This window comes from Martinezella sp. CNPSo 3964, assembly GCF_057784375.1.
In genome coordinates this window covers 216,188-235,846 of the sequence record NZ_JBXSOW010000001.1, presented here as the reverse complement: position 1 = coordinate 235,846, position 19,659 = coordinate 216,188, and the positions used below count along the sequence as shown (strand labels likewise).

Annotated in this window: 20 protein-coding genes and 1 pseudogene; 11 read left to right on the top strand and 10 right to left on the bottom strand. The window is 58.8% G+C overall.

The window, feature by feature from the left end; all coding sequences use genetic code 11:
* Both AC13Q5_RS01165 and AC13Q5_RS01160 read right to left on the bottom strand, forming a co-directional pair.
* Positions 1-1,194, bottom strand: a complete 1,194-nt coding sequence (locus tag AC13Q5_RS01165) for an amino acid ABC transporter permease (protein WP_488500619.1) — start codon at positions 1,192-1,194, stop codon at positions 1-3.
* 96 nt (positions 1,195-1,290) lie between these two features.
* Positions 1,291-2,316 (bottom strand): amino acid ABC transporter substrate-binding protein, encoded by a 1,026-nt coding sequence (locus AC13Q5_RS01160; protein ID WP_075852489.1) that lies wholly within the window; start codon positions 2,314-2,316, stop codon positions 1,291-1,293.
* 59 nt (positions 2,317-2,375) lie between these two features.
* Here AC13Q5_RS01160 and AC13Q5_RS01155 point away from each other — a divergent pair, with 59 nt between their 5' ends.
* Both AC13Q5_RS01155 and AC13Q5_RS01150 read left to right on the top strand, forming a co-directional pair.
* The gene (locus AC13Q5_RS01155) at positions 2,376-2,588 is read left to right on the top strand and encodes a hypothetical protein (RefSeq protein ID WP_457882334.1); all 213 of its coding nucleotides are present in this window, start codon (positions 2,376-2,378) and stop codon (positions 2,586-2,588) included.
* Positions 2,589-2,687: 99 nt separating this feature from the next.
* Complete coding sequence (locus AC13Q5_RS01150) at positions 2,688-3,878, top strand: cystathionine beta-lyase (protein WP_075852490.1); 1,191 nt, start codon at positions 2,688-2,690, stop codon at positions 3,876-3,878.
* Here AC13Q5_RS01150 and AC13Q5_RS01145 read toward each other — a convergent pair whose 3' ends face one another.
* Entirely contained in the window at positions 3,879-5,042 is a 1,164-nt protein-coding gene (locus AC13Q5_RS01145; RefSeq protein WP_488500618.1) for an FAD-dependent monooxygenase, read from the bottom strand.
* Positions 5,043-5,071: 29 nt separating this feature from the next.
* Positions 5,072-5,317, bottom strand: coding sequence for a zinc-finger domain-containing protein (locus tag AC13Q5_RS01140; protein ID WP_075852492.1), 246 nt, complete (start codon positions 5,315-5,317; stop codon positions 5,072-5,074).
* A gap of 201 nt (positions 5,318-5,518) precedes the next feature.
* Here AC13Q5_RS01140 and AC13Q5_RS01135 point away from each other — a divergent pair, with 201 nt between their 5' ends.
* Complete coding sequence (locus tag AC13Q5_RS01135) at positions 5,519-6,304, top strand: alpha/beta fold hydrolase (protein ID WP_488500617.1); 786 nt, start codon at positions 5,519-5,521, stop codon at positions 6,302-6,304.
* A gap of 92 nt (positions 6,305-6,396) precedes the next feature.
* On the opposite strand, the gene AC13Q5_RS01130 is transcribed toward AC13Q5_RS01135, so the two are convergent.
* The gene (locus AC13Q5_RS01130; protein WP_488500616.1) at positions 6,397-7,197 is read right to left on the bottom strand and encodes an enoyl-CoA hydratase-related protein; all 801 of its coding nucleotides are present in this window, start codon (positions 7,195-7,197) and stop codon (positions 6,397-6,399) included.
* 76 nt (positions 7,198-7,273) lie between these two features.
* Here AC13Q5_RS01130 and cysE point away from each other — a divergent pair, with 76 nt between their 5' ends.
* From cysE to clpA, 5 genes are all read left to right on the top strand, one after another.
* Positions 7,274-8,137 carry a serine O-acetyltransferase gene (gene cysE / locus AC13Q5_RS01125; protein WP_457882328.1) on the top strand — a complete coding sequence of 288 codons (864 nt, stop codon included), beginning with the start codon at positions 7,274-7,276 and terminating at the stop codon, positions 8,135-8,137.
* 124 nt (positions 8,138-8,261) lie between these two features.
* A complete protein-coding gene (locus AC13Q5_RS01120) occupies positions 8,262-8,465 on the top strand; it encodes a DUF3126 family protein (RefSeq protein WP_015339784.1) in 204 nt (67 codons plus the stop codon).
* A gap of 351 nt (positions 8,466-8,816) precedes the next feature.
* Positions 8,817-9,182 (top strand): phasin family protein, encoded by a 366-nt coding sequence (locus AC13Q5_RS01115; protein WP_075852495.1) that lies wholly within the window; start codon positions 8,817-8,819, stop codon positions 9,180-9,182.
* Positions 9,183-9,468: 286 nt separating this feature from the next.
* A complete protein-coding gene (clpS, locus tag AC13Q5_RS01110; protein ID WP_041677877.1) occupies positions 9,469-9,822 on the top strand; it encodes an ATP-dependent Clp protease adapter ClpS in 354 nt (117 codons plus the stop codon).
* A 10-nt stretch (positions 9,823-9,832) separates the two neighbouring features.
* A complete protein-coding gene (gene clpA / locus AC13Q5_RS01105; RefSeq protein WP_488500615.1) occupies positions 9,833-12,361 on the top strand; it encodes an ATP-dependent Clp protease ATP-binding subunit ClpA in 2,529 nt (842 codons plus the stop codon).
* An 89-nt stretch (positions 12,362-12,450) separates the two neighbouring features.
* Here clpA and AC13Q5_RS01100 read toward each other — a convergent pair.
* From AC13Q5_RS01100 to AC13Q5_RS01080, 5 genes and pseudogenes are all read right to left on the bottom strand, one after another.
* Positions 12,451-12,740, bottom strand: a pseudogene (locus tag AC13Q5_RS01100) (Dabb family protein).
* 13 nt (positions 12,741-12,753) lie between these two features.
* On the bottom strand, positions 12,754-13,182 hold the full coding sequence (locus tag AC13Q5_RS01095; protein ID WP_488500614.1) for an HIT family protein: 429 nt from the start codon (positions 13,180-13,182) through the stop codon (positions 12,754-12,756).
* A gap of 41 nt (positions 13,183-13,223) precedes the next feature.
* On the bottom strand, positions 13,224-14,411 hold the full coding sequence (locus AC13Q5_RS01090) for a GNAT family N-acetyltransferase (RefSeq protein WP_488500613.1): 1,188 nt from the start codon (positions 14,409-14,411) through the stop codon (positions 13,224-13,226).
* Positions 14,412-14,534: 123 nt separating this feature from the next.
* On the bottom strand, positions 14,535-15,254 hold the full coding sequence (locus AC13Q5_RS01085; RefSeq protein WP_075852500.1) for a glycerophosphodiester phosphodiesterase: 720 nt from the start codon (positions 15,252-15,254) through the stop codon (positions 14,535-14,537).
* Positions 15,254-15,721 carry a RidA family protein gene (locus AC13Q5_RS01080; RefSeq protein ID WP_092715564.1) on the bottom strand — a complete coding sequence of 156 codons (468 nt, stop codon included), beginning with the start codon at positions 15,719-15,721 and terminating at the stop codon, positions 15,254-15,256. The genes AC13Q5_RS01085 and AC13Q5_RS01080 overlap by 1 nt, the downstream gene beginning before the upstream one ends.
* Positions 15,722-15,856: 135 nt before the next feature.
* Between AC13Q5_RS01080 and AC13Q5_RS01075 the strand changes: the two genes are divergently transcribed.
* The 3 genes from AC13Q5_RS01075 (at position 15,857) to AC13Q5_RS01065 (ending at position 19,558) form a co-directional block, all read left to right on the top strand.
* On the top strand, positions 15,857-16,684 hold the full coding sequence (locus tag AC13Q5_RS01075; RefSeq protein WP_457882320.1) for a cell envelope integrity EipB family protein: 828 nt from the start codon (positions 15,857-15,859) through the stop codon (positions 16,682-16,684).
* 214 nt (positions 16,685-16,898) lie between these two features.
* Positions 16,899-17,978 carry a toxic anion resistance protein gene (locus tag AC13Q5_RS01070; protein ID WP_488500612.1) on the top strand — a complete coding sequence of 360 codons (1,080 nt, stop codon included), beginning with the start codon at positions 16,899-16,901 and terminating at the stop codon, positions 17,976-17,978.
* A 5-nt stretch (positions 17,979-17,983) separates the two neighbouring features.
* On the top strand, positions 17,984-19,558 hold the full coding sequence (locus tag AC13Q5_RS01065) for a substrate-binding domain-containing protein (protein WP_488500611.1): 1,575 nt from the start codon (positions 17,984-17,986) through the stop codon (positions 19,556-19,558).
* The last annotated feature ends 101 nt before the right edge of the window (positions 19,559-19,659 follow it).

Sequence of the window (19,659 nt, the reverse complement as noted above, 5' to 3'; positions counted from 1 at the left end):
CTATCTCTCCACCAGGGCCATCTTGGCGTTGAACCAGTTCATGAACAGCGACGTTACGATGCTCAGGGCGAGATAGATGATCATCCAGATGATGACGACTTCGACGGCTCGGCCGGACTGATTGAGGATCACGCCGCCGACGGCGACGAGATCGGCATAGCCGATGGCGATGGCGAGGGACGAGTTCTTGATCAGATTGAGATATTGGCTCGTCAGCGGTGGAATGATGATGCGCATTGCCTGCGGTATGACGATCAGCCGGTTGATGGCTGACGCCCGCAGACCAAGTGCACCTGCCGCTTCCGATTGCCCCTTTGGCACGCCACGGATGCCGGCACGAACGATCTCGGCAATATAGGATGCGGTGTAAAGGGAAAGGGCGAGGAGAAGCGCGAGGAACTCCGGTCCTATGACCGTGCCTCCCGTCAGGTTGAACTTGCCGGCGATGGGGTAATCGAAGGAAAGCGGCATGCCGGTCACAAGGAAGACCAGCAACGGCAGGCCGATCAATATGCCGATCGACACCCAGATCGTGTGGAATTGCTGGCCGGTTGCCACCTGGCGCTTGCGCGCCCAGCGCGCCACAAAAAAGACCGCAGCCATGGCGACGAGGAAGGCAATGCCGACTGCCCACATGCCTGCACCGAAGATCGGGCTCGGGAAGGCGAGGCCGCGATTGCTGAGATAGCTGGAGAACGGCAGATGCACAGCATCGCGCGCCTGCGGCAGCAACACCAGAACACCGCTGTACCAGAAGAAGATGACGAGCAGGGGCGGGATGTTGCGGAAGATTTCGACATAGGCCTGGGAGAGCTTCGCAATCAGCCAATTATGCGAAAGTCTGCCGATGCCGATGATGAAGCCGACGACCGTCGCAGCAATAATGCCCACCACCGAAATCAAGAGTGTGTTGAGCACGCCGACGAGAAGGGCAGTGGCGTTGGTCGAATCGCTGGAATAGGGAATCAGCGCTTGTCCCAGGTTGAAGCCGGCGCGCCCTTCGAGAAAACCAAAGCCGAATGAGCGGTTCAATGCGCGCAGGTTATCGATGGTATTCGTGACGATAAACCAGCAGAGCCCCGCGAGAATGACGATGGTAAGCGCCTGATAGAAGGCACCCCGAACTTTGGGGTCGTACAACGCCGCCGATAAGGCTGAACGCTCGCCTTCAGGCGAGTTTACAGTAATTGCCATATAGAGTTTTTCCCCAATGTGCCTGTTTCAGGCTTGTTTTCTTGAGGGGAGAAAGGCGGATTGCCGCCTTTCTCTGGAAGTCTGGTCGTTTGCGACTTAGCGGACCGGAGGCGCGTACTGGATACCGCCCTTGTTCCACAGGGCATTGAGGCCGCGAGCGATTTTCAACGGGCTGCCTGCGCCGATGTTGCGGTCGAAGACTTCGCCGTAGTTACCGACGCCCTTGATGATGTTGTAGGCCCAGTCATTAGTCAGGCCGAGGTCGGTGCCGATGGTGGAGCCCTGCTCGGCGCCGAGGAAGCGCTTGATGTCCGGGTTAGCCGAACCCTTCATCTCGTCGACGTTCTTCTGCGTGATGCCGAATTCTTCGGCGTTCACGAGGGCATAGGCCGTCCAGCTGACGATGTTGAACCACTGGTCGTCGCCCTGGCGAACGGCCGGGCCGAGCGGCTCCTTGGAGATGATCTCAGGCAGAACGACGTTGTCGTCCGGGTTCTTCAAGGTCAGGCGCAGAGAGTAGAGACCGGACTGGTCGGTCGTGTAGACGTCGCAACGGCCGGAATCATAGGCCGTGTTGACTTCTTCGAGCTTGTCGAAGACGACCGGATTGTACTGCAGGTTGTTGGTCTTGAAGTAGTCGGCAAGGTTGAGTTCGGTCGTCGTGCCGGACTGGACGCAGATGGCAGCACCCGACAGTTCGAGCGCCGACTTCACGTTCAGCTCCTTGCGGACCATGAAGCCCTGGCCGTCATAATAGGTGACAGGACGGAACTTGAGGCCGAGCGCGGTGTCGCGGTTAATGGTCCAGGTCGTGTTACGGGAAAGCACATCGATTTCACCGGACTGCAGCGCGGTGAAACGGTCCTTGGCGCTGAGAGGCGTGTATTTCACCTTGGTCGGATCGCCGAATACGGCGGAAGCGACAGCCTTGCAGAAGTCGATATCGAAGCCCGCCCAGTTACCGGACGCGTCCGGCTGCGCGAAGCCGAGAAGGCCCGTATTCACGCCGCATTGAACGAAGCCCTTGGCCTTTACGTCGCTCAGCGTCGACGCCGAAGCGCCCGACGCGGTGTAAGCCAAGGCTGCGACTCCGAGGAATGCGGAGAGAGCAATCTTTTTCATTTTCCCTACCTTTGTCTCTTTGTTTTATAGTTAAAGTGTATCGCGTCCGAAGCAGGTTCATGGAGAACCGTGTTCCTTCCCTTGCCGGTGCGAGTGGTGCTATCACAGTCGCAAATGGTGTAGCGGTCAAGAGATCGCCCCAATTATTGCGGATTTATTCGGCATTTTCGCCGCGCGCTGTCGAAAAATGGGCATTTGGCGTCAAAATGAGCGGTGTTTTGCCAAAAATCTGCGCGAAAATGCGGTTTCCTTCACTATTTTCGTTATTTTAGCCTTCTAATAATATGTGGTGTCGGAATGATCGGGGTTGACCCCACTGGACTTGGCCGCCACAAATCCAGCTTCCTACAGCGCCAAAGGCATATCCGGACATGAAAGACAAAGACAACTTCCTGCACAACGCCGGCATCAACACGCGTTTGTCCCATATCGGCAATTCGCCCTTTGATTATCACGGCTTCGTCAATCCACCCGTGGTGCATGCTTCGACGGTGCTGTTCCCCAATGCCCGGGTGATGGAGACGCACGACCAGAAATATACCTATGGCACGCGCGGCACGCCGACGACGGATGCGCTATGCGAGGCGATGGATGCGCTGGAAGGGTCGGCTGGAACGGTTATCGTGCCATCCGGGCTTGCGGCAGTCACCGTGCCGTTCCTTGCCTACTTGTCCGCCGGCGATCACGCGCTGGTCGTTGATTCGGTTTACGGCCCCACGCGCTTCTTCTGCGATACCATGCTGAAGCGCCTCGGCATCGAGGTGGATTATTACGATCCGCTTGTCGGCGCCGGCATCGAGCAACTGATCAAGCCGAACACCCGGTTGGTTCATACCGAAGCGCCAGGCTCCAACACCTTCGAAATGCAGGATATTCCGGCGATTTCCGCTGCAGCTCACCGCCACGGCTGTGTCGTCACCATGGACAATACCTGGGCGACGCCGCTCTATTTCAAGCCGCTTGATCACGGTGTCGACGTTTCCATCCACGCGGTGACGAAGTATCCGGCCGGCCATTCCGATATTCTGATGGGAACCGTGTCGGCCAATGAGACGCACTGGAAGCAGCTGCTCGATGCGCATGGCCAGCTCGGCATTTGCGGCGCGCCTGATGATGCCTATCAAGTACTGCGCGGTTTGCGCACCATGGGCGTACGCCTGGAGCGTCACCAGGAAAGCGCTCTGGCGATCGCACAGTGGCTTGAGGGCAGGGAAGAAGTCGCCCGCGTGCTGCATCCAGCCCTGCCAAGCTTCCCGGGTCACGATCTTTGGAAGCGTGACTTCAAGGGTGCAAGCGGCATCTTCTCTTTCGTTCTCGCCGTCGACGATCCACAGAAGTTCAAGGTGAAGGCGCACGCCTTCCTTGATGCCTTGCGTATTTTCGGTCTCGGCTACTCCTGGGGCGGCTTCGAAAGCCTTGCCTTGCAGGTCAACCTCAACGACCGGCGCGTGACCAAGGCTCCAAAGGAGGGGCCAGTCATCCGCCTGCAGATCGGCCTGGAAGACGTCGCCGATATCAAGGCGGATATCGAAAAGGGCTTTGCTGCAGCCAAAGCGGTCTGATCAGCCGATGGCGCGATAGCCGTAGATCCAGTCCATGTCCGCCGCGAGGCTTTGCGGCGGGCGAAGTGAGAGAACGAGATCGCGCGCCAAGCGGATCGGGCCGCGGGCGTGATAGGCAAATTGATTGAAGGCTGCACGCTGGCGCAGGCGAGCGATCCGCGGCGCTCGATGCTTTTCATAGAGCTCGAAGGCTTGCGCCGGTGATCGGGCCGAAAGCAGTCCGGCGAGTTCGAAGGCGTCCTCGATCGCCATGGCCGCGCCCTGAGCCGCAAACGGCATCATCGCGTGCGCAGCATCCCCGATCAGGATCGTATCGCTGCCATTGTGCCACCGGCCGTCCTTCATTTCATAGAGCGGCCAGAAGCTCGCCTGTTGCTGGGCTTCGAGCATTTGCAGGATCGTTGCGTTCCAGCCGGAAAAGCCTCGCAGCATATGCTCGCGCTGCGTTTTGCTGCCGGCGGCACCCCAATCGCGGTTGGCGCTGCTGCCGGAGACGATGGCGACGATGTTAAAGGCTGCATTTTCACGGATGGGATAGCAGACGAGATGGCTGGAAGACCCGAGAAACGCCGTGACGCTGGTCTTGTCCAGGATGCCCGGCGCCGCCGCCTCGGCAATCGAGAAGCGCCAGGCAATATTGCCGGAGAAGAGCGGCGAGGGCGCTCCAGGCACCATCGCATGCGCCTTTGACCAAACGCCATCGGCACCGATGACGAGATCGAATTCTCTTCCGGCCATCTCCTCGAGCGCCCGCTTGTTTCTGATATCGATCTGCCGGCCGAGATGCAGCCTGCAGAGCTCATTGGAGTTCACGGCTTCGAGAAGCGCTTTCTGCAGGGTCGCCCGATGCGCGGTGCCATAGGGCGCGCCCCATCGCTCTCTTGCAAATTTTCCACAGGGAACGGATGCAACGGGACGCAGCGCCGAGCCGGATACGAGCCGAACTTCCTCCGGCTCCAGCCAAACGGACCGAAGCTTGACGAGTACGCCAAGCGTATCGAGGATGCGAGAAGCATTCGGTGAAATCTGCAGGCCGGCGCCGACTTCGGTCAGCACCTCTGCCTGTTCGAAAATGTCGGAGGCAATGCCATGTCTCGCCAGCGCCAGCGCCGCCGTCAATCCGGCTATTCCGGCGCCGATGATTGCGGCTGCTTTGATCGGCATGTCCCTATGTCCGATCGAAGGCTACGCTATCACGCTGCCTTGAAATGGAAGACGCAGCCAGCCGGGTTGGTCTGGTCCGCCTTCAGCGACGGATTGTAGCGGTAAAGCGTCGAGCAGTAGGAGCAGACCTTCTCGCTCTCGTCGCCGAGATCGATGAAGATGTGCGGATGATCATAGGGAATCGAGGCGCCGGTGCACATGAATTCCTTCACGCCGATTTCGATGACGCGATGTCCGCCGTCGTTCTGGAAATGGGGAATATTATGGCCGGCCATGATGATCTCCGAATGCGTCTTGCCGAAAGCGGCATGAATGTTGCGCCAGACTTGGTAGCCCCTCTTTATAATCCTTCTTCCCGATTGTGTAGTGCGAAAGTCCGGCTTGATGCAGAGATTTTCGCAGGCTTAGGGTTCATTTGGTATCACCGATAAAATATGGTCCGGCGCCGACAGGATCTAGCTTGCAAAGACAAAGCCATGAATTTGAATGCTCCCCCGATGTCCCATTTTGTCCGAGACGGATTGAAGCTCGCCTTTTTCGATGAAGGCGATCCGAACGGCCCGCCGGTGCTGCTCATTCACGGTTTCGCTTCGACTGCGATTGCCAACTGGGTCAATCCCGGTTGGCTGAAGACGCTCGGTGAGGCGGGTTATCGTGTCATCGCCATTGATAATCGCGGCCACGGTTTGAGCGACAAGCTCTATGATGCTGATGTCTACCATCCCTGGATCATGGCCGAGGATGCCGTTGCCCTTCTTGACCATCTGGGCATCCCCGAGGCGCACGTCATGGGCTATTCCATGGGCGCCCGCGTTTCGACCTTCATGGCGATCGCGCATCCCGATCGCGTCCGCTCGCTGGTGCTGGGGGGCCTTGGTATCGGCATGGTCGAGGGCGTCGGTGACTGGGACCCGATCGCCGATGCGCTGGTTGCGCCCTCGCTCGACGATGTCACCCATGCGCGCGGCCGCATGTTCCGTGCCTTTGCCGAGCAGACCAAGAGCGACCGTCAGGCGTTGGCCGCCTGCATCCAGGGCTCGCGCGACCTGGCGGCAAGAGAGGATGTGGCGAAGATCGAGGCGCCGACCTTGATTGCAGTCGGCACCAAGGACGATATCGCCGGCTCCGGTCATGAACTCGCCGCTTTGATGCCGAACGCCGAGGCCATAGACATTCCGAACCGTGATCACATGCTCGCTGTCGGCGACAAGATCTTCAAGGCGGCGGTTCTGGAATTCTACCAGCGTCTCGACAGGCGCTAGAGCAATTCCAGGAAAAGTGCGCAGCGGTTTTCCGTCCGGAGTTGCGTAGAAAAAGAGATAGATCGATTCCGCGAACGAGGAATCGCTCTAGGTCACTTGCCGGTGAAGTGCGGCTTTCGTCGCTCTGCAAAGGCGGCGCGGCCTTCGGCATAATCAGCGCTGTCGAAAGTCTCGGCACCGATCACTTCCGCCTCGCGCAACAGGTCGCCGTCCTGCTCGATGACGGCGCGGATCGCGAGTTTCGAGGCGTGCAGCGCGATCGGTGCATTGGCGGCGATCGCATGGGCGAGGGCAGAGACTTCGCCATCGAATACGTCTGCCTCGGTTTCTTCCAGAAGAAAGCCGGCGGCAACCATCTTCTCGCTCGACATCGGAGCACCGGTGAATAGCGTGACCTTGGCCATCTGCGGCCCGAGCGCGTTGACGATATCCTGCACGGCGTCGGCGGGATAGGCGATGCCGAGGCGAACGGCGGGCACGGAAAACCGTGCGCCTCTTTCGGCGATGCGCAGATCACAGGCGGCAGCAAGCCCGAAGCCGCCGCCGTAGCAGATGCCTCGGATCGCTGCTATCGTCGGTACGCGGCAGTGGCGGATGGCGGTAAAGGCCTGGCTGTTCAGCGCTTCATAGGCGACCGCCGTCTCGGAATTCTTGCGCACGCTGTCGAATTCGCTGATATCGGCGCCGGCCGAAAAGTCCGTGCCTGTGCCGCGCAGGATGATCACATGCGCATGCGCCTCATCGGTCAGAATGCGCACTGCCTGTGGGATGGCGCGCCACATGGCGGCTGTCACGGCATTCTTTCTATCGGGGTTGCCGATCGTGATCGTGCCTATGGCATCGCCGCATGTCGCGCGAATGGACCCCCCGGCAAAGTCATGCTCGAAATTCATGCGCGACCAACCCATTTGTCTTGTGTGGCATTTATTCTATATAATGCACCCCTGACAGAAAATCGGGAGACCGCCAATGGTCGCAGCAACGGATATTCGCCAGGTAGAAGGCTTGGGCGCAGTGAAGGTCATGGACCCGATCTGGGACAGCATGCGCGAGGAAGCACGCGCTGCTGCCGCACAGGACCCACTGCTTGCCGCTTTCCTCTATTCGACGATCATAAATCATCGTTCGTTGGAGGAATGCGTCATCTATCGCATCTGCGAGCGCCTCGACCATCCGGACATGCAGGCCATCCTCCTGCGGCAGACCTTTGAGGAAATGCTGGCAGACTGGCCGGAATGGGGATCGATCCTTCGCGTCGATATCCAGGCCGTTTACGATCGCGATCCCGCCTGCCTGCGGTTCCTGGAGCCTGTTCTTTATTTCAAAGGCTTCCACGCGCTGCAGACGCACCGCCTGGCGCACTGGCTGTATAATCGCGGCCGCCGCGATTTCGCGCTCTATCTGCAGAGCCGATCCTCCAGCGTCTTCCAGACCGACATCAATCCGGCGGCGCGTATCGGCAAGGGCATCTTCCTCGATCACGCGACCGGCCTTGTGGTGGGCGAAACGGCCGTGATCGGCGATAACGTCTCGATCCTGCATGGCGTCACGCTTGGCGGCACCGGCAAGGAAGGCAGCGACCGCCACCCGAAGATCGCCCATGGCGTCTTGATCGGCGCGGGAGCCAAGATCCTCGGCAATATCCAGATTGGCCATTGCTCGCGCATCGCCGCCGGCTCGGTGGTACTCAAGGAAGTACCCGCCAAGACGACCGTTGCCGGCGTGCCGGCCAAGGTGGTCGGAGAAGCAGGGTGTTCGGAACCCTCACGCTCGATGGACCAGCTCTTGGCAGAGCAATTGGTCGTGGATCAGATCATGGGCGCGGGAATCTAGGAAAATCCAGACTGACTTTCGGAGGCTTGCGCTGTCGCTGGGGAGCTATGCGCGGTTCCGGTCTTTACACCGCCGCTTTTCCTATGCAAGAAGCGGCCAACCGAGATCCTCACGGAGAAGCATTGTGAAGCCAGAAGAAATCAAGAAACTCGACGCCTATTTCAAGCGCACGTTCAACCCGCAGGTCGTGGTGAAGGCTCGCCCGCGCAAGAACGATTCGGCTGAAGTCTATCTCGGTGAAGAGTTTCTGGGTGTCGTCTACATTGACGACGAAGATGGCGATCGCTCCTATAATTTCTCGATGGCCATTCTGGACGTCGATCTCTAATTATATTGGTCGCGTATAGCGATTGAATATTCGGGCCGTATTTCATTGAAATACGGCCTTTTTCTTTGGCAATCGCCAATTTGATCATTCCGTGGCCGTTCTGATCTACGGTAGCTTCTTTGGCCTAAATGCCAATATTTTAATCAAAGCCTGTGGTTGCAGGCGCAATGATATATATTAGGAAAAACAAAATGATGCGGCGCACTCACTGTTGCTGACATTGCGTTGTCATTCGAAATGCAACCAAAAGGTGATATTGCGTCGCACAAGACTACTTGACTAATTGTGCGTCGCATTTAACCTTTGTCCCTGTAAACCGGCCGCCGGCCGGCCAACAAGGGACGGAGAAGCATGTTCAATTTCGATGAAGCAAACAAGAAGGGCAAGGAAGCCATGGACACGGCGCTGAAGAGCTATTCCGATGTCACCAAGGGCTTTCAGGCGATTGCTGCTGAAGCTGCTGAATACTCCAAGAAGTCGTTCCAGGATGGCGTTGCACATTTCGAAACGCTCGCCGGCGTCAAGAGCTTCGAAGCTGCCTTCGAACTGCAGAGCAGCTATGTGAAGTCCTCCTACGAAAACTTCGTCGCTGAAGCCACGAAGCTCGGCGAAATGTATGCCGATCTCGCCAAGAACGCCTACAAGCCTTACGAAGCGCCCGTTGCGGCTGCGACGAAGGCTGCCAGCAAGGCAGCAGCAACGGCGACCGCCGCTTAAACTTTCGCCGAAAGGCAAAATTTCAGGAAAGGCCGGCTGCGCGATGCGTGGCCGGTCTTTTGCGTTTTGGCGCGCTGAACCGGACGTGACGATATGCAGCGACTTTTTTGACCGCAGCCCGTTTTGTCAGCGAATTGTGATTGCAGTGTCCCGCAAGGGGCTTAAAATCACGCCAATATGAACTAAGTTAGAGGTTCGGATATCCGGCCCGACCAAGTGAAGAAACCAACCCAGTGCCAAGTCGGAATGCGATAGCTTCTGCCGGATGATTTGAGGAATGAATGAAATGATCGCTGAGCCGATCCGGATGCAAAACAACAGCGAAAGGAACGGGGACAACGGAAACCGTGGGACCTCGGTCATCACACGTACCAAGCCCAAGACCAAAAAACCGAACCTGTATCGCGTGCTGCTTCTGAATGACGACTATACGCCCATGGACTTCGTGATCCATATCCTGGAGCGTTTCTTCCAAAAGGATCTAGAAGGTGCCACCCGCATCATGCTTCATGTCCACAACCATGGCGTGGGCGAATGCGGGATATATACATATGAAGTAGCCGAAACGAAGGTGAGCCAGGTGATGGACTTTGCCCGGCAGCACCAGCATCCGCTGCAATGTGTTATGGAAAAGAAGTGAGGATCTGAACGTGCCAACATTTTCGCCTAGTCTTGAGAAGGCGCTGCATCAGGCACTGACCTACGCGAACGAGCGGCATCACGAGTATGCCACGCTGGAACATCTGCTTTTGGCGCTGGTAGACGACGCCGATGCCGCAGCTGTCATGGGCGCGTGCAATGTTGATCTCGACGCGCTCCGTAAGACTCTGACTGAATACGTCGATAATGAACTCTCCAACCTGGTCACGGGCTATGACGAGGACTCGAAGCCGACCTCCGGCTTCCAGCGCGTCATCCAGCGCGCCGTGATCCATGTACAATCTTCCGGCCGCGAGGAAGTGACGGGTGCCAATGTTCTCGTCGCGATTTTCGCCGAACGGGAAAGCCATGCGGCCTTCTTCCTGCAGGAGCAGGAAATGACCCGCTACGACGCGGTCAACTATATCTCGCACGGCATCGGCAAGCGCCCGGGTTCCTCCCAGACCCGCACGCCCCGAGGCGCTGAGGAAAGCGAATCCGAAAGCAAGCCGACCTCCCGCGGCGAGCAGGAGGAAGGGAATGGCAAGAAGCAGCAGGACGCGCTGAAGGCCTATTGCGTCAATCTCAACGAGAAGGCCAAGAACGGCAAGATCGATCCGTTGATCGGCCGTCACTCGGAGGTCAACCGGACCATCCAGGTGCTGTGCCGTCGCTCGAAGAACAATCCGCTCTATGTCGGTGATCCCGGCGTCGGCAAGACGGCGATTGCCGAAGGCCTTGCCAAGCGCATCGTCGAGGGCAAGGTTCCCGAAGCTCTGGCCGATGCCACGATCTTTTCGCTCGATATGGGCACGCTGCTTGCCGGCACCCGTTATCGCGGCGATTTCGAGGAACGTCTGAAGCAGGTCGTCAAGGAACTCGAAGAATATCCGGGCGCCGTGCTGTTCATCGACGAGATCCACACCGTCATCGGTGCGGGCGCGACTTCCGGCGGTGCGATGGATGCATCGAACCTGCTGAAGCCGGCTCTTTCTTCGGGGGCGATTCGTTGCATCGGATCGACCACCTATAAGGAATATCGCCAGTTCTTCGAGAAGGACCGGGCGTTGGTCCGCCGCTTCCAGAAGATCGACGTCAACGAGCCGAGCATCGAGGATGCCATCGAAATCATGAAGGGCCTGAAGCCCTATTTCGAAGAGTATCACCACCTGCGCTACTCGAACGACGCCATCAAGTCGGCTGTCGAGCTGTCGGCTCGTTATATCTCCGACCGCAAGCTGCCGGACAAGGCGATCGACGTCATTGACGAGACGGGTGCCGCGCAAATGCTGCTGCCGCCGTCGAAGCGCCGCAAGCTGATCACCGAGCGCGAGATCGAGGTCACGATCGCGACCATGGCCCGCATTCCGCCGAAGACGGTATCGAAAGATGACGAGATGGTTCTCGCCAACCTCGAACAGGAGCTGCGTTCGGTCGTCTACGGTCAGGATACGGCGATCGAAGCCCTTTCGACCTCGATCAAGCTGGCCCGTGCGGGCTTGCGCGAACCGAACAAGCCGATCGGCTGCTATGTCTTCTCCGGCCCCACTGGCGTCGGTAAGACCGAAGTCGCCAAGCAGCTTGCGTCGTCGCTCGGTGTCGAACTGCTGCGCTTCGACATGTCGGAATATATGGAGCGCCATACGGTTTCCCGTTTGCTCGGTGCACCTCCCGGCTATGTCGGCTTCGACCAGGGCGGCCTCCTAACCGATGGCGTCGACCAGCATCCGCACAGCGTGGTTTTGCTCGACGAAATCGAGAAGGCGCATCCGGATATCTTCAATATCCTGCTGCAGGTCATGGACCACGGCGCGCTGACCGACCACAACGGCAAGAAGATCGACTTCCGCAACGTCATCCTGATCATGACGACCAATGCGGGCGCTTCGGAAATGGCCAAGGCCGCCATCGGCTTCGGTTCGTCCAAGCGCACGGGCGAGGACGAAGAGGCTCTCAACCGGATGTTCACGCCGGAATTCCGCAACCGTCTGGATGCGGTCATTCCCTTCGCGCCGCTGCCGACCACGGTCATCCACAAGGTCGTGCAGAAGTTCATCATGCAGCTGGAAGCACAGCTTTCGGAACGCAACGTGACCTTCGACCTGCACGAGGACGCCATCGGCTGGCTGTCCGAGAAGGGTTACGACGACAAGATGGGCGCCCGTCCGCTGGCGCGCGTCATCCAGGAAAACATCAAGAAGCCGCTGGCGAACGAAATCCTTTTCGGCAAGCTGAAGAAGGGTGGCGTCGTCACCGTCACGGTCGGCAAGAAGGAAGACGGCTCGACCGGCATCCTTCTCGATGCGATCGCCGATACCGCTCCGATCCGGCCGAAGCCGGAGGCCGAAGTGGGCGATGCACCGGCCGAGGTGGAAGAGGATGACGGTGATACGACCGTCAAGGCCAGAAGCCGCGTCGGCAAGGCTGCAACGGCAGCTGACAGCCGCCGCTCGGCCAAGGCCTCGACGTTGAGCGACGAGTCCGAGGGCAAGTCGCCGCGCAAGGGCGGTGGCACGGTTCCAAAGGTTCCGCGCAAGTAGTCGCCGGTCGAAGATCTGAGAAAAATGAAAGGCTGCATTGGAGACAATGCAGCCTTTTTATATGCTTATTTGAATGTGTTAATGTAATACTAGAGGTTCGTGTAGTCGATTTCGAGAAAGGCCACGACTTCAGGCACCCATCGATCTCTGACGAAAGCGACATGGTCAGGGTGGACGTTGTAGGCGTCGTAACTGACTGGTCATCGAATTCCATCGAGAAGCCGAAGGTAAAGTCGTTTTTCGGGCTCGTCTGCCGAAGCTGCTCGAAGTTCCGGACGCTCGGTATCTTCTCCAGAACAAGAGCGTCCTTGAGAAAGCTGGCCTCTTCAGCCGAGCCAGCTTCGTGTTTCAGGCGGAAGGCGACGGTATGGCGAATCATCTGCCTCTCCAGTTCAGGCCAGCGCTTCGATGATCTTCCTGGCGTTTTCCGCCAGCACCGCACCATCCTCCATCTTGCCCGAATGCGGCTTCAGCGCGACGCCTTCAAGCCGCGGGATGATGTGGAAATGCAGATGAAACACGGTCTGCCCGGCCGATGGCTCATTGAACTGGGCAATATAGACGCCATCGGCATCGAAGGCTTCCTGAACCGCTATGGCGATTTTCTGGACAACCGTGATCGCCTGCTGCAAGGCAGCCGGGTCGGCGTCGAGAATGTTGCGCGAGGGAGCCTTCGGTACGACAAGCGTATGGCCAGGCGATTGCGGCATCACGTCCATGAAGGCAACGGTGTGCTCATCCTCGTAGACGCGGTAGGAAGGTATCTCGCCCTTCAGGATCTTTGCGAAGATATTGTTGTCGTCATAGGCGGGGCTGGTCATCCAGTGTCTCCTCGTCTTGCGTTTGTGTTTATTCCGAATGGTTAGATATCTTGCCGCTCACCCTTGCGGAAGGGGCTGTGCTCGGTGAGGATTTCGCTCATCTCCTCCACCTGTTCCCGCTCATGCTTCAGGTAGTCGGCAACGGCGCGTCGCAAGCCCTGGTGGCCGATATAGTGCGCCGAATGGGTGATAACGGGAAGATAGCCGCGCGCCAGCTTGTGCTCGCCCTGCGCGCCGGCTTCCACCCGTTTCAATCCCTTGTTCAGCGCGAAATCGATCGCCTGATGATAGCAGACCTCGAAATGCAGGAAGGGATGATCCTCGATGCAGCCCCAGTGCCGGCCGTACAGTGTCTCGCCGCCGATGAAATTGATGGCGCCGGCGATATAGCGGCCCTCGCGCTTGGCCATGACGAGCAGGACATCGTCAGGCATGCGTTCGCCGATCAGCGAATAGAATTTCCGCGTGAGATAGGGGCGGCCCCATTTGCGGCTGCCGGTATCCATATAGAAGGCGAAGAATTGGTCCCAGATGTTTTCGGTGAGATCGCTGCCGGTCAGCCAGTCGATGGTAATGCCGTGCTCGACTGCCGCGCGCCGCTCCTTCTTCAGCGCCTTGCGCTTGCGCGACGCCAGTGTCTCCAGAAAAGCGTCGTGATCGGCATAGCCTTCGTTGATGAAGTGGAACTGCTGATCGGTGCGATGCAGATAGCCATCGCCTTCGAAGACCGAAGCTTCGTCTTCGGGCAGGAAGGTGATGTGCGCGGAGGAAACGCCGAGCTGCCGGGTGACTTCCTTGAGGCTTTCGGCCAGCGCCGGCTGCAGCACGCTGCGGTCCTGTTCCTCGGCGACGAGGAGCCTCGGTCCCGTGGCGGGCGTGAAGGGAATGGAGCATTGCAGCTTGGGATAATAGCGGCCGCCGGCCCGCTCGAAAGCATCGGCCCAGCCATGGTCGAAGACATATTCGCCCTGGCTATGGCTCTTCAGGTAGCCCACGACAGCGCCGAGCAGTTCGCCGCCATCGGTTTCCAGCAGCAGGTGATTGCCGAGCCACCCGGTCTTGTCGGTCGCGGAGCCGGATTCCTCCAGCGACGACAGGAAGGCATGCGAGACGAAGGGATTGTACGGCAGCACGCTGCCGGTTCTGGACGCCCCGGCCAGCTTCGACCAGCTTTCCGGAGCGATATTCTTGAAGGATCGTTCGACTCGAATGGATAATTCGTCTGTCATCAAACTCTTGCGCTAAGAAGGAAGGGAGGGCTCTCACCGCTGCGCCATGCGTCGGATGGGACGCGCCACAGGCGCAGCGATAATTTGGGTTTGCGCAAAGCCTCTCCTTCAGTCGATCCCGATTTACGAGACTATGCGCGGGTCAAAACCTTCGAAGGTCATCTGGTCTGCATTGGCAAATGTATGTTTGCGGGCCGCTTCGTCGCGCACGGTCCAGGTGATGACCGGAATGCCGCGCTGGCGCTGCGCCGTGACAAAAGGGTTCGGCAGGTGGCCGTAGAAGTACGAAATGAAGTCTAGCCCAAGATGCATGGCTTCGTCATGCTGAAAAAACGTCTCAGGCTTGTTTCCTTCGGCCGTCAGTCCCACAGGGTAGGGTGCATCGAGCGCCTTGAGGTCCTTGAGCAGCCAATGGTCGAAGCTCATCAGGGCCACATGTCCCTTGTAGCCTTCGAGCACTTCAAGAACGGATTCCGCAAAGCCATCATCGTCGCCTTCGCGTCCCTTCAGCTCCAGCACCAGCGGCACCTTGCCGTCGCAAAGCCGCAGGAGCTGCTTCAGCGTGGGGATCTTGTCCTTGGTGCCGCCGATCGACAGCAGGCCGAGCTCGGCCGAGGTGCGCTCGCGCACTTCGCCCGGCAGGTTGCAGACGCGCTGCAGATCGTCGTCATGGAAGACGACCGGAACGCCGTCCGAGGCATAATGCAGGTCGCACTCGATGGCGAAACCCGCTTCGATGGCGCGGCTGAAGGCTGAGAGCGTGTTCTCCCAGACTTGGCCGTTCATGTCATGATAGCCGCGGTGAGCGACGGGACGTTCGGTCAACCAGGCAAGCTTGCTCATTACGCGATTTCCAGAATGGCATCGATTTCGACGGCGGCATTGAGCGGCAGGGCTGCCATGCCGACGGCGGCGCGGGCATGCTTGCCAGCTTCGCCCAGTACATTTGCCAGAAGATTGGAAGCGCCGTTGATCACAAGGTGTTGTTCGACGAAATCAGGCGTCGAGGCGACGAAGCCGTTCAGCTTGATCAGGCGCTTGATACGGCCGAGATCGCCGCCGAGGGCCGCCTTTGCCTGAGCGAGGATGTTGATGGCGCAGAGTTCGGCAGCACGCTGGCCGCCGGCAACGTCGACGTCCTTGCCGAGATGGCCTGTCACGCCGATCTTGCCGTTTTCCATCGGCAGCTGGCCCGAGAGATAGAGGAGATTGCCGCTGATGACGTAGGGAACGTAGTTGGCGGCCGGTGCCGCAGCCTGCGGCAGAACGATGCCGAGTTCCTTCAGGCGGCCCTCAATAGCGTCGGACATTTTCATCTCCCGTTTTGTTGTAAAAACTTCAAAAATCCGGCATCAAGACTAAATTCCGTCACTTAGGATCGGCAGCCTCGTTTCAGCCGAAAGCGTTCTTATAACATCGCGTGCGAGTCCAACAGGAGATAATGAATGTTCCGCTCGAGTCTTGCTGCTACTGTCATTTCGGGGCTGAGCATTCTGTCTTTGGGGACTTCTGCTGCCTATGCGGCCGGTCCGAGCGGGCTGATCGCGCATCGCGCCGTCTACGATCTCGAATTGAAGGATGCCTCCGATCGGTCCGGCATTTCCGGCATGGTAGGCCGCATGGTCTATGAGTTCGAAGGCTCCGATTGCACGGGCTTCACCACCAATTTCCGCTTCGTGACGAAGATCGATACCGGTGATTCCACCCGCGTCAGCGACCAGCAGACCACGACGTTCGAGGATCTAAGCAAGCGCCTGTTCCGCTTCGAGACCAAGTCCTACACCGACAGCCAGCTCGACAAGGACGTACGCGGTGCCGCAAGCGACGACCAGAAGGGCATAAAGGTCGATCTCACCCAGCCGCACAACAAGCAGGTCCAGATCATCGAAAGCCGCTTCCCGACGGAGCATATGCTCGACATCATCCACAATGCGAAGCTCGGCAAGAATTTCTTCGAGGCGCAGGTCTTTGACGGTTCCGATGACGGCGACAAGCCGTTGATCGCGACCACCGTCGTCGGAAAGGAGCAGACACCGGCCAAGGATGATCCCGATGCCGACAAGGCTGGCGCCTTTGCCACGACGCCTTTCTGGCCGGTGACCGTGGCTTATTTCAATGAAAAGTCCACGGGCGACGCCATGCCCGTCTATCGCATGTCCTTCAAGCTCTATGAGAACGGCATCACGCGCGATCTCACCATGGATTATGGCGACTTCGTGCTGACCGGCAAGCTCACCAAGCTCGAGGTTCTCGATAACAAGGCCTGCCAATAGCTCTTCTGCGGTGCGGCTCCCGGCGTGAAATCTCTGTCATAAAACTGTGATCCAAGTTTCACTATTGTGTGAAATGATCGGCACGCAGAGGTAAGCGTTACTTCCCTTTGTTTCGATCTTGAATTGCAGTGGGGCGCGCGGGGGGCATCGTCTTGGGGGCGATTGGCAATTTTTGCGGTCGGCTCCCTAGTCTATGGACGAGAAAGCACGACCTATGAGCAATACCGATATATCAGCCGGCTCCAAAAATACGCTGCCGGCTGTCACAGCCGACCCGGCGGAAATCGCCCGCATCGGTGACAGCATCGATCTGACCGACCGTGCCGGCATCTCCGTCTATGGCGATCGCGCCCAGCAAGCCGTTTCCGACTATTCCGATCGTATCCTGCGCGAGGTCCGCAATCGCGATCTCGGCGAGGTCGGCAAGCTGCTGACCGATATCATCGTCAAGTCGAAGAAGCTCGATCCGGCCTCACTGAAGGACGAGGGTTTCCTGTCACGGATGTTTTCCTCGTTCAGGGCCAAGCTGGAGCGCTTCAAGGAGCAGTTCGAGGATGTCGCCGGCCAGATCGACCGCATTGGCCTCGAGCTCGATCGGCACAAGGACATCCTGCGCCGGGATATTGCTCTCCTCGACGATCTGCATGAGGAGACAAAGCAATCTATCGTGCAGCTCGATGCCTATGTGCAGGCTGGCAAGGATTTCGCCGAGCGTTTTCGCGCGACCGACCTTCCCCGACTGAAAAGTGCCGCCGATGCAGCCTCGGCCAATCCCGGCGGCGGCATGCTGGAGGCGCAGATCTATCAGGACAGCCTCCAGGCGCTCGACCGTCTGGAAAAGCGCATATTCTACCTGCAGCAGGCCCGCCAGCTCGGCATCCAGCAATTGCCGCAGATCAGAATCGTTCAGGCCGGTGATGAAACGCTGATCGAGAACCTGCAGGCAACATCGGCGCTGACCGTACCGGCCTGGAAGCAGAAGATGGTGATTCTGCTCGGCCTGACCCAGCAGAAATCCGCGCTTGAACTGCAGAAGACCGTCACCGACGCCACGAACGACATGATCCGCCAGGCATCGAAAATGATGAAGGATCAGGCGATCGCCATAGAACAGCAATCGCAGCGCGGTATCGTCGATATCGACACGCTTGCCGCCGCCAATCGCGACCTGATCGACACGATCGGTGGTGTCCTGAAGGTGCAGGAAGATGGCCGCGCCAAGCGGGCCGAGGCCGAACAGCGAATGCAGAAAATGACCATCGAGCTCAAGAAAGCAATGATCGAGGCGCGGTAATTCGCATGACAATCCGCACATTCGTTACCGGCCTGACGCTCGTGGCAGCTCTCGCACTGAGCGGCTGCAATATCGGCGGGCAAGGCCCGAAATTCTCGATCATCTCCGGCTCGGAAAACACGGTTCTTCAGCCGATCGTCGAGGAATTCTGCAAGGAAAAGAAGGCGACCTGCAGCTTCAGCTATGAGGGCACGCTGGATATCGGCCTGGCGCTCCAGAGCGAGCAGGGCGTCGAGCAGGATGCCGTCTGGCCGGCGTCTGGCGTCTGGGTCGATATGTTCGATACAAAGCGCCGGGTGAAGTCGCTGACGTCGGTCGCGCAGATGCCCGTCATTCTCGGCGTGCGCAAGTCAAAGGCCGAGGCGCTCGGGTGGGTCGGCAAGCCGGTCTATATGAAAGACATATTGGCAGCGGTGAAGAACGGCTCGCTGAAGTTTCTCATGACATCGGCGACGCAATCCAATTCCGGCGCCAGCGCCTATCTGGCCATGCTGTCGAGCGCACTCGGCAACAAGCCTGTCATCGAACCTGGCGATCTCGACAAGCCCGATGTCCAGGGCGCGGTTCGCGGGCTACTTGCCGGTGTCGAGCGTTCCTCGGGCTCGTCCGGCTGGCTTGCGGATCTCTACACGGATTCGGCCGGCAAGGGCGTGCTCTATGACGCCATGTGGAACTACGAGGCGATCCTGAAGGAAACCAACGACAAGCTGACCGGCATGGGCAAGGAGCCGCTTTACGCAATCTACCCGGCCGATGGCGTCGTCGTTGCCGATTCGCCGATCGGCTTCGTCGATCACGGGCGAGGGCAGGAGGTTGAGACCTTCTTCAATCAGCTCGTCGACTATTTGCGCTCCGCCCCGGTGCAGAAGCGCATCGCCGATACCGGGCGTCGCATTCCCCTTTCCGATATCGCCGCCAAGCCGGACCCGACATGGAACTTCGATCCGACCCGGATCGTGACGGCTATCCGCATGCCGGAGCCCGCCATGATCCGCCAGGCGCTGGATCTCTATCAGGTTGCATTGCGCAAGCCGTCGCTGACCGCCCTCTGCCTCGATTTTTCGGGCTCGATGGCGGGCAAGGGCGAGGAACAGCTCCAGGCGGCCATGCAGTTCCTGTTCAATCCGGATGAAACAGGCAAGGTTCTGGCGCAATGGACGCCCGCCGATCGCATCATGGTCATTCCCTTCGACGCCAATGTGCGAACGACCTTTGAGGGTACGGGAAATCCGGCTCAGCAGAAAATGCTGGTCGACCAGGTTTCTCGCCAGCGCGCCGGCGGCGGCACGGACATGTATGCCTGCGCGAGCCGGGCGCTTGACTGGATGAAGGGCACAGGAGATCTGTCATCCTATCTGCCGGCAATTGTCATCATGACCGATGGAAAGTCTGATGATGCCAATGGCGATTTCATGAGCCGGTGGGCGGCGGTCAACCCGCATGTGCCCGTGTTCGGTATCACCTTCGGCGATGCGGATAAGCGGCAGCTCGATGCGCTCGCGCAGGAAACCGCGGCGCGTGTCTTCGATGGCCGTGGTGATCTGGTCAGCGCATTCCGGGCAGTGCGCGGCTATAACTAGGGCACTTCTGCTTTGAACGAAGCAACAGAAATGCTCTATCTCTTTGTTTTCACGCAATTCCGGACGCGAAGCCGCTTCGCACCTTTGCTGGAATTGTTCTA

Coding starts and splice junctions, on each gene's coding strand:
- AC13Q5_RS01075 (WP_457882320.1), top strand. CDS start 15,857: ATGTTCCGCTCGAGTCTTGCTGCTACTGTCATTTCGGGGCTGAGCATT.
- cysE (WP_457882328.1), top strand. CDS start 7,274: ATGGTCGCAGCAACGGATATTCGCCAGGTAGAAGGCTTGGGCGCAGTG.
- AC13Q5_RS01150 (WP_075852490.1), top strand. CDS start 2,688: ATGAAAGACAAAGACAACTTCCTGCACAACGCCGGCATCAACACGCGT.
- AC13Q5_RS01140 (WP_075852492.1), bottom strand. CDS start 5,317: ATGGCCGGCCATAATATTCCCCATTTCCAGAACGACGGCGGACATCGC.
- AC13Q5_RS01095 (WP_488500614.1), bottom strand. CDS start 13,182: ATGACCAGCCCCGCCTATGACGACAACAATATCTTCGCAAAGATCCTG.
- AC13Q5_RS01160 (WP_075852489.1), bottom strand. CDS start 2,316: ATGAAAAAGATTGCTCTCTCCGCATTCCTCGGAGTCGCAGCCTTGGCT.
- AC13Q5_RS01070 (WP_488500612.1), top strand. CDS start 16,899: ATGAGCAATACCGATATATCAGCCGGCTCCAAAAATACGCTGCCGGCT.
- AC13Q5_RS01085 (WP_075852500.1), bottom strand. CDS start 15,254: ATGAGCAAGCTTGCCTGGTTGACCGAACGTCCCGTCGCTCACCGCGGC.
- AC13Q5_RS01115 (WP_075852495.1), top strand. CDS start 8,817: ATGTTCAATTTCGATGAAGCAAACAAGAAGGGCAAGGAAGCCATGGAC.
- AC13Q5_RS01165 (WP_488500619.1), bottom strand. CDS start 1,194: ATGGCAATTACTGTAAACTCGCCTGAAGGCGAGCGTTCAGCCTTATCG.
- clpS (WP_041677877.1), top strand. CDS start 9,469: ATGATCGCTGAGCCGATCCGGATGCAAAACAACAGCGAAAGGAACGGG.
- AC13Q5_RS01155 (WP_457882334.1), top strand. CDS start 2,376: ATGGAGAACCGTGTTCCTTCCCTTGCCGGTGCGAGTGGTGCTATCACA.
- AC13Q5_RS01145 (WP_488500618.1), bottom strand. CDS start 5,042: ATGCCGATCAAAGCAGCCGCAATCATCGGCGCCGGAATAGCCGGATTG.
- AC13Q5_RS01130 (WP_488500616.1), bottom strand. CDS start 7,197: ATGAATTTCGAGCATGACTTTGCCGGGGGGTCCATTCGCGCGACATGC.
- AC13Q5_RS01135 (WP_488500617.1), top strand. CDS start 5,519: ATGAATTTGAATGCTCCCCCGATGTCCCATTTTGTCCGAGACGGATTG.
- AC13Q5_RS01090 (WP_488500613.1), bottom strand. CDS start 14,411: ATGACAGACGAATTATCCATTCGAGTCGAACGATCCTTCAAGAATATC.
- AC13Q5_RS01065 (WP_488500611.1), top strand. CDS start 17,984: ATGACAATCCGCACATTCGTTACCGGCCTGACGCTCGTGGCAGCTCTC.
- AC13Q5_RS01080 (WP_092715564.1), bottom strand. CDS start 15,721: ATGTCCGACGCTATTGAGGGCCGCCTGAAGGAACTCGGCATCGTTCTG.